11 protein-coding genes are annotated in these 12,073 nt (G+C 75.9%); 7 read left to right on the top strand and 4 right to left on the bottom strand.

The features are described 5' to 3' along the window. Positions 1 to 63: 63 nt before the first annotated feature. Both R3E88_13930 and R3E88_13925 read right to left on the bottom strand, forming a co-directional pair. On the bottom strand, positions 64 to 507 hold the full coding sequence (locus R3E88_13930; GenBank protein ID MEZ4217578.1) for a VOC family protein: 444 nt from the start codon (positions 505 to 507) through the stop codon (positions 64 to 66). Positions 508 to 538: 31 nt separating this feature from the next. After that, positions 539 to 2,056, bottom strand: a complete 1,518-nt coding sequence (locus R3E88_13925; protein ID MEZ4217577.1) for a sulfatase-like hydrolase/transferase — start codon at positions 2,054 to 2,056, stop codon at positions 539 to 541. A gap of 179 nt (positions 2,057 to 2,235) precedes the next feature. Between R3E88_13925 and R3E88_13920 the strand changes: the two genes are divergently transcribed. From R3E88_13920 to R3E88_13905, 4 genes are all read left to right on the top strand, one after another. Then, positions 2,236 to 2,934, top strand: coding sequence for a hypothetical protein (locus R3E88_13920; protein MEZ4217576.1), 699 nt, complete (start codon positions 2,236 to 2,238; stop codon positions 2,932 to 2,934). 68 nt (positions 2,935 to 3,002) lie between these two features. After that, complete coding sequence (locus tag R3E88_13915) at positions 3,003 to 4,529, top strand: PQQ-dependent sugar dehydrogenase (GenBank protein ID MEZ4217575.1); 1,527 nt, start codon at positions 3,003 to 3,005, stop codon at positions 4,527 to 4,529. A 17-nt stretch (positions 4,530 to 4,546) separates the two neighbouring features. Then, positions 4,547 to 5,035, top strand: a complete 489-nt coding sequence (locus tag R3E88_13910; GenBank protein ID MEZ4217574.1) for a pyridoxamine 5'-phosphate oxidase family protein — start codon at positions 4,547 to 4,549, stop codon at positions 5,033 to 5,035. Positions 5,036 to 5,083: 48 nt separating this feature from the next. Further along, positions 5,084 to 5,674: a hypothetical protein gene (locus tag R3E88_13905; protein ID MEZ4217573.1), complete on the top strand. Its 591-nt coding sequence runs from the start codon at positions 5,084 to 5,086 to the stop codon at positions 5,672 to 5,674. A 25-nt stretch (positions 5,675 to 5,699) separates the two neighbouring features. Here the strand turns inward: R3E88_13905 and R3E88_13900 are convergent, their stop codons facing one another. Further along, entirely contained in the window at positions 5,700 to 6,539 is an 840-nt protein-coding gene (locus tag R3E88_13900) for a sigma-70 family RNA polymerase sigma factor (GenBank protein MEZ4217572.1), read from the bottom strand. Next, entirely contained in the window at positions 6,512 to 6,712 is a 201-nt protein-coding gene (locus tag R3E88_13895) for a DUF2892 domain-containing protein (GenBank protein ID MEZ4217571.1), read from the bottom strand. The genes R3E88_13900 and R3E88_13895 overlap by 28 nt, the downstream gene beginning before the upstream one ends. Before the next feature lie 165 nt (positions 6,713 to 6,877). On the opposite strand from R3E88_13895, the gene R3E88_13890 reads away from it, so the two are divergent. The 3 genes from R3E88_13890 to R3E88_13880 all read left to right on the top strand — a co-directional run bounded on the left by R3E88_13890 (position 6,878) and on the right by R3E88_13880 (position 11,873). Then, positions 6,878 to 8,944 (top strand): acyltransferase family protein, encoded by a 2,067-nt coding sequence (locus R3E88_13890; GenBank protein ID MEZ4217570.1) that lies wholly within the window; start codon positions 6,878 to 6,880, stop codon positions 8,942 to 8,944. 106 nt (positions 8,945 to 9,050) lie between these two features. After that, positions 9,051 to 10,628, top strand: coding sequence for an NAD(P)/FAD-dependent oxidoreductase (locus tag R3E88_13885; GenBank protein ID MEZ4217569.1), 1,578 nt, complete (start codon positions 9,051 to 9,053; stop codon positions 10,626 to 10,628). A gap of 30 nt (positions 10,629 to 10,658) precedes the next feature. Continuing rightward, positions 10,659 to 11,873 (top strand): phosphotransferase, encoded by a 1,215-nt coding sequence (locus R3E88_13880; GenBank protein MEZ4217568.1) that lies wholly within the window; start codon positions 10,659 to 10,661, stop codon positions 11,871 to 11,873. Positions 11,874 to 12,073: the final 200 nt, after the last annotated feature.

Raw genomic sequence — 12,073 nt, 5'->3', positions numbered from 1 at the left:
GAGCGCGACGGATCGCGGGCAAGGGCCGCGGCGATCCGCTCGCCCCCGACCGGTCGACGCCCCTCAGCCCGCGAACAGGGCGTCGTAGCGCCGCTGCATCTCCTCGGGCGTCACCGCCTCGATCGAGTGCCCGACGCTCCACTCGTGCCCGAACGGGTCGCGCACCGTGCCGCTTCGCTCCCCGTAGAAGTGGTCCTGCGCCGGGCGCACGATCGTCCCGCCCGCGCTCTCGGCGCGCGCGAGGACGGCGTCGGCGTCGTCCACGTGCAGATGGATCGCGACGGTGGTGCCGCCCACCGCCGCGGGCCCCCGGATGCCCGCCTCGGGAAACTCGTCGGAGAGCATCAGCGTCGTGCCGCCGAGCGCGAGCTCGGCGTGCCCGACCCGGCCCCCGGGCTCGACCAGCCGGAAGCGCTCGACCGCGCCGAACGCCTCGCGGTAGTAGTCGATCGCGCGCGCGGCGCCGTCGACGCGCAGGTACGCGAAGACCTCGTGGATCCCGGCCATGCAGTCCCTCCCCTCGGCGCGAGCGCCGAGCCTACTCCCGAAAGCCGCGCGGGTTCGCGTCGAGCTCGGCCTGGAGGCGCGCGGCGGCCTGCGCGAGCCGCGCCGCCTCCTCGGGATGACGTGCGCGCAGGTCGTGCGCCTCGGCGTCGAGCGCGAGGCTCGTGAGGTGCGGTCGCGAGCGACCGCGGTCGCCGCTCTCGAGCAGGTACTTGAAGCGCGCGTCGCGAACCGCGGCGACGTGGCTCCCGGACGCGGCGCCGCCCAGGTAGTAGAGGAACTCGTGCGGCGAGGGCGCGTTCGCGAGCAGCACGGGCGCGAGATCGCGCCCGTCGACGACGCGGTCGTCGGGCAGCGGCACCCCGGCCAGCCCGAGCAGCGTGGGGAAGACGTCGAGGTTCATCGCGATCGCGTCGCTCGTCCCGCTCGCCACGCGGCCCGGCCAGCGCGCGATCATCGGGACGCGCATGCCGCCCTCGAGCACCTCGCCCTTGCGGCCGCGGAGCGCGCCCGGGCTGCCGCCGTAGTCGGCGCCGTTGTCGCTCGTGACGAGCACGAGCGTGCGCTCCGAGAGGCCGAGGCGGTCGAGCGCGTCGACGAGCTCGCCCGTGCTGCGGTCGAGGTCCTCGACGACGTCGCCGTAGACGCCGCCGCGCGAGCGCCCCGCCTGCGCGCGCGACGCGAAGTGCGGCACGTGCGGCGCGCTGTGCGCGAGGTAGAGGAAGAACGGCCGCGGGCCGTCGGCCTGGCTGCGCTCGAGGAAGCGGATCGCCTCGCGCGTGTAGTCGTCGGTGAACGTGCGCGGGTCGATGCCGCGGAACTCGCGCGCGTCCTCCTCGTCGCGGAACGCGTGCAGCCAGCTCTGCTCCGTCTCGTCGCGCACGACGACGTCGCGGTCGCGGTAGACGTCGAGCGGCTGCATGTCGTGGCTCCACAGGACGCCGTAGTACGAGTCGAAGCCGAGATCGTTCGGGCGGTGGCCGTCCGCGTCGCCGAGGTGCCACTTGCCGACCATGCCCGTCGCATAGCCCGCCGCGCGCAGCGCCTCGGGCAGGAAGATCTCGTCGCTCCGCACCTCGTTCGGGAAGCCGAAGAACCCGAGCGCGAGGCCGAGCGGCGCGTCGTTCGGGAAGTAGACGTGCGGGCCCGCGCCGGCGCGGAACGGGAAGCGCCCGGTGAGCAGGGCGGCGCGCGACGGCGTGCACACGGGCGCCGCCGCGTAGAACTGCGTCATGCGCAGGCCCTGGTCGGCCAGCGCGTCGAGGCGCGGCGTCGCGATCAGCCGGTTGCCGTAGCTCCCGAGGTCGCCGTAGCCGAGGTCGTCGAAGAAGACGACGACGAAGCTCGGCAGCGCGCTCGCGTCGCGCCCGCTCGCCGCCTGCGCGACGCGCTCGAGATAGGCGGCCTTCTCGGCCGCGCGCTCGGGCTTCGCGGGCGAGCGGAAGAAGCGCACCTGCGCGAGCCGCAGCGCGACCGCGAGCGAAACGACGAGCACCGCGCCGATCGCGAGCGCTCCGACGGCCGCTGCGAACCGCGTCGCGAATCCTCGCATCGCCCCGACTCCCCTCCCGAGCGCCGGCCCAGGCCGCCGCCCACGCGTCCGTCCGACTCGCGAGGGCCCAGACTACAGGCGCGCGCGCCGCAGTCGGAGCCTCTTCGGCGGCGCCGCCGGCGGCGGGCGCGGCCCGCCCGGCGTCAAGTCGCGCGCGGCGAGCGTCGATGCGCGGCCCCGTGAGCCGGCCCGACGTCCTGCGCATCGACGATGTCCTGCTGCGCGCCGCGAGCGTCGCGGCGCTCGTCGTGGCCGCCGCGTTCGCGCTCGCGGCGGCGCTGCCGGCCGAGCTCCTGCCCGCGCGCCCGGCGCTCGCGCTCGGGCTCGCCGCCGCCGCGCTCGCGCCCGTCGCGCTCGGCGCGGCCGGCCTGCGGCTGCGGCGTCGCGACCAGCGGGCGGTGGCGCTGCTCCACCTCGTCGAGCGCCACGTCGAGCTCGACGCACGCGACCTCCTCGCGAGCTCCGACTTCACCGCCGCGACGCTCGACCGCGCCGTGCGCGACCTCAACTCGAGCGGCGTGCGCCACGTCGTCTGGGACCGCGGCGAGGGGCGCGTGCTCGACGGGCGCCTGCGCCACTCGCGCATCCACGTCGACGCCTGCGCGGCGTGCGGGGCGAAGATCGCCCTCGAGATCGCGCTGACCGACGCCGTCTCCGCGCGCTGCCCGGCGTGCGACACGCCGCTCGACGCGCGCGCGATCGACGACGAGCGCCACGCGCTGATCGCCGACCTCGCGGCCCGCCCCGCGGCGGAGCGCGCGCGCACCGCGGACGCGGCCGTGCGCGCGTTCTCGCCCACCGTGTTCGCGCTCCTCCTCGTCGCGTGCTGGCCGCTCGCCGTGGCCTACGCGGCCTGGCACTGGCACGCGGCCGCGTAGCACCCGCCTCCGCGCGATCTCCACACGCCGCACGCGCGCTCGGCGGCCCGCGCGCCTACTCTGCGCGCATGGCCTCCCCCCGCCGAGCTCGCCTCGGCCTGCTCCGCCGCGTCCGGTCCCTCGCGATCGCGGCCGCCGGCGGCCTCGTCGCGGCGCTGGTCTCGCCGCCGGCCGGCGCGGGGCCGCTCTCCGGCCCCGTCCTCGACGACGGCACGACGGCCGAGCTCGTCGACGTCCTCCAGCTCCCCGCGACCGCGGGGAGCGGCGGGCGCGCGCGCATCAACTTCCTGCGCGAGGCGCCGGACGGCAGCGGCCGGCTCTTCGTCAACGACCTGCGCGGCCGCCTCTACGCGCTCGACGCCGGCACCCTCCATACTTATCTGGACGTCGCGGCGACCTTCCCGGCCTTCCGCGACGCGCCCGGGCTCGGCACGGGCTTCACGAGCTTCGCGTTCCACCCCGGCTTCGCGACGAACGGGCTCTTCTACACCGTGCACAGCGAGGACGTCGGCGGCACGCCGCCGACGCACGGGCCCGCCATTCCGGACGCGATCGCGCAGCACGCGGTGCTGACCGAGTGGCACGCGACGAACCCCGCGGCGAACGCGTTCGCGGGCACGCGCCGCGAGCTCCTGCGCGTCGCGGCCGTGCACGTCATCCACAACCTCTGCGAGCTCGCGTTCGACCCGGCGGCGGCGCCGGGGAGCGCGGACTACGGGCTCCTCTACGTCGCGGGCGGCGACAACGGCGCGCGCGAGATCGGCAGCCTCGGGCAGGTGCAGCGGCTCGACACGCTGTACGGCGCGGTGCTGCGCATCGACCCGCTCGGCGGCACGGGCGCGCCGTACTCGTACGGCATCCCGGCGACGAACCCGTTCGCGAACGACGGCGACCCGGGCACGCTCGGCGAGATCTTCGCCTACGGCTTCCGCAACGCGCACCGCCTCGCGTGGGATCGCGCCGTTCCCGGACGGCTCTTCGCGCTCGACGTCGGCGAGCACCAGCTCGAGGAGGTGAACCGCCTCGTCGCCGGCCGCAACTACGGCTGGGACGCGCGCGAGGGCACGTACGTGTACGACGCGAGCTCGGGCGGCGTCGCGCCGCTGCCCGCGAACGACGCGGCGCTCGGCTTCACCTACCCGGTCGCGCAGTACGACCACGACGAGGGCATCGCGATCGCGGGCGGCGTCGTCGATCGCAGCCGCGCCGCGAGCGCGACGTACGGCAAGCTCGTCTACGGCGACATCGCGAGCGGCCGCCTCTTCTACAGCGACGTCCTCGAGCTGCTCGCGGCCGACGACGGCGACCCGGCGACGACCGCGGCCGTGCACGAGCTGCACGTCACGCAGGGCGGGCTTCCGACGACGCTGCTCGACGTCGTGCGCGCGAAGAAGGGAACGCCCGGGCTCGCGCGCGTCGACCTGCGCTTCGGCGAGGACCTCGCCGGCAACCTCTACGTGATGACGAAGCAGGACGGCATGCTGCGGCGCCTCGTTCCCGAGGCGCGCGTGCCGGCCCTGCCCGCCTGGGCCTTCGGCGCGCTCGCCCTCGGCCTCGCCGCCGCGGCCGGCACCGTCGGACGCCGCTCCGCCTAGCAAGGAGGGATCTCGCGATGACGGATCTCGAGCGCACCGCCCACGCCTTCGTCGAGATGGCCCACCGCATCGTGTGGTGCACGGCCGCGTCGGTGGACCGCCGCGGCAGGCCGCGCGCCCGCATCCTCCACCCGATCTGGGAGTGGCGCGACGGCGCCCTCAAGGGCTGGATCGCGACGTCGCCGACGCCCACGAAGCGCAGCCACCTCGCCGCGAGCCCGAACCTCTCGCTCACCTACTGGGAGCCCGGCCAGGACACCTGCACCGCCGAGTGCCGCGCGCGCTTCCGGTTCGACGACGACACGCGCGTCGCGGTGTGGAACCGCTTCGCGCGCGCGCCCGCGCCGGTCGGCTACGACCCGGCCATCATCCCCGGCTGGACCTCGCCCACCTGCGACGACTTCGCCGCGATCGAGCTCGACCCGTGGCTCCTGCGCGTCTTCCCGGGCACGATGCTGCTCGAGGGGCGCGGCGAGGTGCACACCTGGAGCGACCCGGCCGCCTAGCATCCGTACGCGCCCGGCGAGCCGCGGCGCGAGGAGGAACCGATCGGCATGGAGGACTCGACCCGTCGGAGCCGCTGGCTCCGCCGCCTCGCGCTCGTCGCGGGCGTGCTCGTCGTGGCCGGCGCCGCGGGCGGCTTCCTGCTCGCGCGCGCCGACGGGCCCGTCGGCATCCTGGCCGGCGGCCCGCTGCGCACGGGGGAGGAGGTCGCGCTCGCCTCCCTCGACTGGAACGCCCTCGATCGCCTGCACGAGCTCGAGCTCGAGATCGTCGCCGCGGGGCGGTCGCGCACGCTGTGGTTCAGCGCGCACGACGGCGCGGGCTACGTCGCGTGCGACCTCGATTGCATGGGCGGCCGCCTCACGCGCTGGCCGCAGCAGATCGAGCGCGACGACCGCGTGGTGATCCGCATCGACGGACGGCGCGCCGACGCGCGCCTCGTGCACGTCCCGCACGGAACGCCCGAGTACGAAGCCGTGCGCGCCGGCCGCGCGCGCAAGTACGCGGGCGACGAGGGCGGACGCGCGGCGGCCGAGACGGCGGCGCACGAAGCCGTCGTCGAGGTGGGCGAGGTGCTCACCGGCCGCGCCGCGAAGAGCGAGCCCGGCGACCGCCTCTACCGCATCGCGCCGCGCGACTAGCGAGCGCGCACGACCGCGCGCGAGCTCAGGGCGCGCGCCCGCCGGCGGCGGCGAGCCGGGCGCGGATGCGCTCGAGCAGGGCCTCGTCGAGCGCGGGCGGCGCGCCGAGCGCCTCGCGCGTCGCGCGCACGGTGGCCGCGAAGCGCCCGCCGAAGCGCTCGCACACCGAGCAGCCGCGCAGGTGCGCCTCCACGGCCTCGCACTCGGCCGTCGCGAGCTCGCGGTCGACGTAGTCGCTGAGCCGCGCGAGCACCTCGCTGCAGCGCAGCCCGCCCACCTCGCGCTCGGTCTCGTCGAGCGACGCGCTTCGCATGCGAACCTCCTCGAGCAGCCGGAGCCGCGCGCGGTGGAGCCGGCTCTTGAGCGCCGGCAGCTCGATCCCGAGGGCGCGCGCGGCCTCCGCGCCCGGGAGCCCTTCCGCATCGCGCAGCAGCAGCACCTCGGCGTCCGCGGGCGAGAGCGACGCGATGGCGCGCGCGATCAGCTCGGCCTGCTCGGCGCGCGCGAGTGCGCGCTCCGGATCGGGCGCGCCCCACCCGGCCGCGATGCCGAGGTCGACGAGCGCGCGCTCGGCGCCCTGCGCCGTGCGCGCGCCGCGCAGGTGCTTGCGCGCGGCGTTGCGCGCGATCGCGAACAGCCACGTGCGGACCGGCGCGCCCTCGGCGCGATAGCTCGCCGCCGACCGCAGCGCGGCGAGGAACGTCTCCTGGGTCACGTCGGCCGCGGCGCCGTCGTCGCCCGTGATCGCGCGCGCGAGCCGCAGCACGCTCGGCCCGTGGCGCCGCGCGAGCGCGCCGAGCGCCTCGCCGTCGCCGCGGGCCGTCCGCGCGAGGAGCGCTACGTCCTCGGCTTCGCGATCGGACACGTCGAGAGGCCGAGGAGCGTGTACAGCGGGCAGCTCCCGACGAGGCCGGTGACGAGCGGGATGGCGCCGAGCCAGCCCCACGGCGTCTGCGGGCCGACGAAGGCGAGCGAGAGCAGGCCGAGGCCGAGCGCGACGCGCAGGACGCGGTCGACCGTGTGCTCGTTGCGAGGCAGAAGAGCGCTCATGGCAGTTCCTCCAGGCGGGAGAGTCGTCCTCCCTGCTCCCTCTATCCACGACCGGGCGGAAGGATTCACGTCGGGTGGCGGCGCCGGACGCGGTGCGGCCGTTCCGCGCGCCGCGGCCGCGCGCCGTGTAGGCTCGCGCGACGCCCTGCGCCCATGAGCCCGCCCACACCCCGCGACCCCGCTCCGATCCCCTACGTCGCCGCCCTCGACGGCATCCGCGCGCTCGCCATCGCCGCGGTGCTCGTCTTCCACGCGTCGCCGTCGACGCTGCCGGGCGGCTTCACGGGCGTCGACGTGTTCTTCGTGCTGTCGGGCTTCCTGATCACGTCGATCCTGCTGCGCGACATCGCGCGCGGGTCGCTCGCGCTCGGCGAGTTCTACCTGCGCCGCATCCAGCGGCTCGCCCCGAACGTCGTCCTCACGGTGCTCGTCGTGCTCGCGCTCTGGCACGCGTGGATGCTCCCGAGCGCGGCGCGGCAGGCGGGCGCGCACGGCCTGTGGTCGCTCGCGAACCTGGCGAACTTCTACGTCTGGCGACACCTCGGCGGCTACTGGGGCGACGCCGCCGAGGCGGCGCCGTTCACGCACCTGTGGTCGCTCGGCGTCGAGGAGCAGTTCTACCTGTTCCTCCCGGCACTGCTCGCGCTGCTCGTGCGCCGCCGGCCCGAGCGCGCGTTCGCGTGGCTCGCCGCGCTCGCGCTCGCGAGCTTCGCGGCGTGCCTCGTCGCGACGCGATCGTCGCCCGCGGCCGCGTTCTACCTGCTTCCGACGCGGGTCTGGGAGCTGGCGCTCGGGGGGCTCGTCGCCGCGCATCGCGCGCGCGCGCCGCGCGCGCTCGGCCCCGCCGCGCGCGAGGGGCTCGGCTGGGCGGGCCTCGCGCTCGTGTTCGCCGGCTTCGGCGCGATCGACGAGCGGGTTCCCTTCCCCGGCGCGGCGGCGCTCGCCCCGACGCTCGGCGCGGCGCTCCTCGTCGCGTCCGTCGTCGACGGCGAGTCGCGGATCGCGCGCGCGCTCGCGCACCGCGCGCTCGTCGCCGTAGGCCTCGGCTCGTACTCGCTCTACCTGTGGCACTGGCCGCTCATCGTGTTCGGCCGCGCGCAGGCCGAGCTGCACGCGCTGCCGGCGGCGGCCGGCGTCGCGGCGGGCGCGCTCGCGAGCATCGCCGCCGCCGCGGGCGCCTACTTCGCGGTCGAGCGCCCGCTGCGGCGGCGCGGGCCGGGGCGCGGACGCCGGCTCGCGACGCTCGCCTCCGGGTTCGCGGTCGCCGCGGCGGCGAGCGCGGCGCTCGCGTTCCGGCCGCTCGCGATCGACCCGACGGGCCGCTTCGCGCCGACGGTCTTCGCGGGCAAGCTCTACGACGCCGGGCGCACGGCGAACGACGCGCCCGCGTCGGCGATCCGCTATGCGGACGTCGCGTTCGAGCGCCCGCCGCCGCGCGACGCGGATGCGTGGCGACGGGGCGGCGTCGTGCACCGCCACGGCGCGGCCGATCCGCAGGTCGTCGTGCTCGGCAGCTCGCAGGCGCTCATGTACGCGCGCACGCTCGACGAGGTGTGCCGCGAGCTCGGCCTCTCGGTCGCCTTCCTCGCCGTCGACGAGGGCGCGCCGGCGTTCTTCCACGCCGGCGTCGGCTCGAGCTTCCCGACGCGCGAGGTCGCACGCGAGTTCGACGCCGCGCGCCAGCGCTGGCTGCGCGCGTGGCGCCCCGAGGCCGTCGTCGTCGTCGACCGCTGGGAGGACCGCGCGCGCTCGCTCGCGCGCTTCGACACCCGCCTGCGCGAGTTCCTCGCCGAGGTGAGCCCGCTCGCGACGCGCATCCTGTTCGTCGCGCAGGTGCCCACGATCGCGAACGCGGCCGAGCTCAACCTGCGCGAGCTCGCGCTCTGGCGCGCGGGCGCGGGCGGCGCGCTGCCGCGCCTCGCGCCCGACGCGACGGACGCGCGCCGACGGCGCACCGCCGCGCTCGCCGAGGCCGCCGTCGCCGACTTCCCGAAGCTCCGCGTCCTGCGCGCGGACCGGCTCTTCTACGAGGACGACGGATCGGTTCGCTATGTCGAGGGCCGCGACTTCCTCTACGCGGACGACGACCACCTCTCGCAGGCGGGCGCGGACGCTGCGCGCGCGCTGTTCGCGGACGCGCTCGCCGAGGCGCACCGCGCGGCGCAGTCCGCGCGCGACGCGACGCGCACGCGCACGCGCACGCGCACGCGCGAGGATTGACGGAGCGGCCGCGAGGGGCGCAGCGTGGGTCATGCCGGCCCGGCGCGCCTTCCCGTACGCTCGGCCGCGGCCGAAGGGGCGTCGCCCGGGCCGGAGAAGGAGCCGCATGTCCGAGATGTCGGAGCTGGATGCGATCGTCGTCGGAGCGGGCCACAACGGGCTCGCGGCCGCCGCCGTGCTCGCGAAGCGAGGCCGCCGCGTCCTCGTGCTCGAGAAGAACGGCTACGTCGGCGGCATGACGGGAACGCGCGAGATCCTGTCCGGCTGTCGCAACGAGGTCGGCGCGAGCTGCCTCTTCCCGCTCGCCGACGAGGTGCTCGCGGAGCTCGACTTCGAGGGCCACGGCGCGGAGTTCGTCGACCTCCCGGTGATGGCCGTGAACCTCCCGAACCCGGGCGCGCGGCCGCTCGTGTTCTTCCGCAATCCGCTCCGGCAGCTCGCCCACCTGCTGCTCCGCCACGGTCCGAGCGCGACGCTCGGCTTCGTCCGCCTCATGCGCTTCTGTCGCTACCCGGCCTCGGTGATGGATCGCTTCGCGTCGGGACGCGCGCCGCGCGCGATCGAGGACCTGCTCGCCGAGGCTCCGTCGCCGGCCGCACGCGAGCAGCTCGAGCTCGTCTTCGCGGGCTCGGCGATGGACGTGATCGAGCGCTTCTTCCCCGACGCCGAGCGCCACCGCACGCTGCGCGCGCTGCTCGCCTTCGCGGCGATCCAGTCGACCTTCAAGGGCCCGTACACGCCGGGCTCGGCGTTCTGCCTCGTGTACACGATGGCGCTCAACGGCAGCGGCGGGCTGATCCGCCGCGTGCGCGGCGGCATGGGCGCGCTGCCGGAGGCGCTCGCCCGTTCGATCGAGGCGCACGGCGGCGAGGTGCGGCTCAAGCAGCCGGTGAAGCGCATCGTCGTCGAGGGCGGACGCGCCGTCGGCGTCGAGCTGCGCGGCGGCGAGGTGCTGCGCGCGAAGGTCGTGCTCTCGAACCTCGACAAGCCCGCGACCTTCCTGCGTCTCGTCGGCGAGGAGCACCTCGACGCGGGCTTCGTCGCGCGCGTGCGCGGCATCGAGCACAAGGGCGCGTGGGTGCACCTGCTCTTCAAGCTCGACGGGCTGCCCGCCTACGGCGGCGAGTGGGCCTGGATGAATCGCGACCCCCACCTGCGCTTCGGCGGCGCGATGGTGCCCGACCCCGAGCAGATGCAGGCGGGCTACGAGGCGTGCCTGCGCGGCGAGCTCCCCGACGAGGTTCCGATCGCGTTCCAGATCCCCACCGTGATGGACGCGACGCTCGCGCCGCCGGGCGCGCACATCGCGAGCGCCTACGGCTTCTTCTTCCCGTGCGACGCACCGGACGCCGAGCGCGGGAAGCTGCGCGACGAGATGGCCGAGCGCGTGATCGACCGCATCTCGCGCTACCTGCCGGACTTCCGCGCGCGCATCGTCGAGCGCGCGGTGTTCTCGTCGGATCACTTCGCCGCGATGCACGGGGCCACGAACGGCGACTTCACGCACGGGCTGCTGCACGCGGACCAGATGCTCGCGGCCCGCACGAGCGTCGCGGGCTCGTCGCACGCGACGCCCATCGAGGGTCTCTTCCTGTGCGGCTCGTCGTGCCACCCGGGCCCGGGCGTCACGTTCCTTCCCGGCTGCGGCTGCGCGCGCGAAGTGCTCGAGACGGGCGCGGCGTGAGCCGCGGCGCGCGAAGAACGGACGCCTGACGTGGACGGACGGCTCGCGCTCGGCGGCCGCATCGCGGCGGCCGCCGCCCGCATGGGGATCGACCGCGTCGAGGAGGCGCTCGGGCGCGCGCTCCCGCGCACGCCCGAGCAGCTCGCGCGGCCCGAGGTCGTGAACGCGCTGCTGCGCGCGCACGCGCCGCAGGGCGCCGCACCGCTCCCGCCGGTGCGCGCGGCGCGCCTCGCCGGTGTCGACTTCGAGAGCAGCAACTGCCGCAACTTCCTCGTCGAGGTCGAGTTCGACGAGGGCGCGGCGCGCGACGGCGCGCTCCCGAGCACGCTCTACGCGAAGCTGCCGTGCGCCGAGCGCACGACGCGCGCCTTCGCGAACGCCGTCGGCTTCTGGGAGACGGAGGTCGCGTTCTGCGCGCGCATCGCCCACCGCATGCCGATCCGCGTGCCGCGCGTGCACGCGGCGGCGCGGCGCGGCGCGCGCTTCGCGCTGCTGCTCGAGAACCTGCACGCGCTCCCGGGCGCGCGGCTCTTCCTGAACCGCGACATGGCCGCCGGCACGACGCCGGACGTGGCGCGGCTGTGCCTGCGCGCGTTCGCGAAGGTGCACGCGGCGTTCGAAGGGCTCCCGGCCGCGGAGCGCGAGGCGCTGCTTCCGCTGCGGCTCCACGCCTACCTGTCGCCGGGAGGACGTGCGCGGACGCTCGCGCTCGGCGCCGCCGCGATCGGGCCCGCGCAGCGCGCGGCGCCGGACCTCGTGACGCCGGCGCACGCCGCGCTCTGCCGACGCGCGCTCGAGAAATGGGACGCGCTGATGGCCGTGTGGTACGCGGAGCCGCTCACCCTGATCCACGGCGACAGCCATCTCGGGAACTGCTTCCTGCACGACGGGCCGGATGGAACGCAGGTCGGGATGATCGACTTCCAGGGCCTCCAGTGGTGCAAGGGCATGCGCGACGTCCAGTACTTCCTCGCGGACTCGCTCGAGCCCGACGTGCTCGCGCGCCACGAGGACGAGCTGATCGACGACTACCTGCGCGCGCTCGGCGAGCGCGGCGCGGCGCTCGACCCCGCGCTCGCGCGCGCGCAGTACCGCGCCTGCGCATTCCAGACGCTGATGGTCGCAGTCGTCTCGCTCGGCCTCGGCTCGCTCACCGAGCGCGACGAGACCGTGCGCACCGTGCTTCGCCGCAGCCTCGCGCTCGCCGACCGCCTCGACCTCGGGAGCTGGCTCGAACGCCTGTGAGGATGCGCAGATCCGTTCCGGCGCGCGCTCACTTGTGATAGGAGAGGCGCGTTCGAGCGGAATCGGTGGGATCGGCCGGATTCGGCACGCTCGAGCCGTCTTCTACACACTCTCGGGAGGCTCCGCTTGCGCCCCGTCCACTCCTTCGCGCGTCGCCGTCTCTTCGCCACCGCCGCAGTCGCCCTGCTCGCCGCGCCGCC

The sequence above is a fragment of the Myxococcota bacterium genome, from assembly GCA_041389495.1.
GTDB lineage: Bacteria > Myxococcota_A > UBA9160 > UBA9160 > UBA4427 > JAWKRT01.
This window is presented reverse-complemented; position numbering and strand designations above follow the sequence as displayed.

What these genes read in the sequence shown, in the direction of transcription:
- R3E88_13915 (MEZ4217575.1), top strand. Translation starts at nt 3,003, where the DNA reads ATGGCCTCCCCCCGCCGAGCTCGCCTCGGCCTGCTCCGCCGCGTCCGG.
- R3E88_13930 (MEZ4217578.1), bottom strand. Translation starts at nt 507, where the DNA reads ATGGCCGGGATCCACGAGGTCTTCGCGTACCTGCGCGTCGACGGCGCC.
- R3E88_13905 (MEZ4217573.1), top strand. Translation starts at nt 5,084, where the DNA reads ATGGAGGACTCGACCCGTCGGAGCCGCTGGCTCCGCCGCCTCGCGCTC.
- R3E88_13885 (MEZ4217569.1), top strand. Translation starts at nt 9,051, where the DNA reads ATGTCCGAGATGTCGGAGCTGGATGCGATCGTCGTCGGAGCGGGCCAC.
- R3E88_13925 (MEZ4217577.1), bottom strand. Translation starts at nt 2,056, where the DNA reads ATGCGAGGATTCGCGACGCGGTTCGCAGCGGCCGTCGGAGCGCTCGCG.
- R3E88_13910 (MEZ4217574.1), top strand. Translation starts at nt 4,547, where the DNA reads ATGACGGATCTCGAGCGCACCGCCCACGCCTTCGTCGAGATGGCCCAC.
- R3E88_13890 (MEZ4217570.1), top strand. Translation starts at nt 6,878, where the DNA reads ATGAGCCCGCCCACACCCCGCGACCCCGCTCCGATCCCCTACGTCGCC.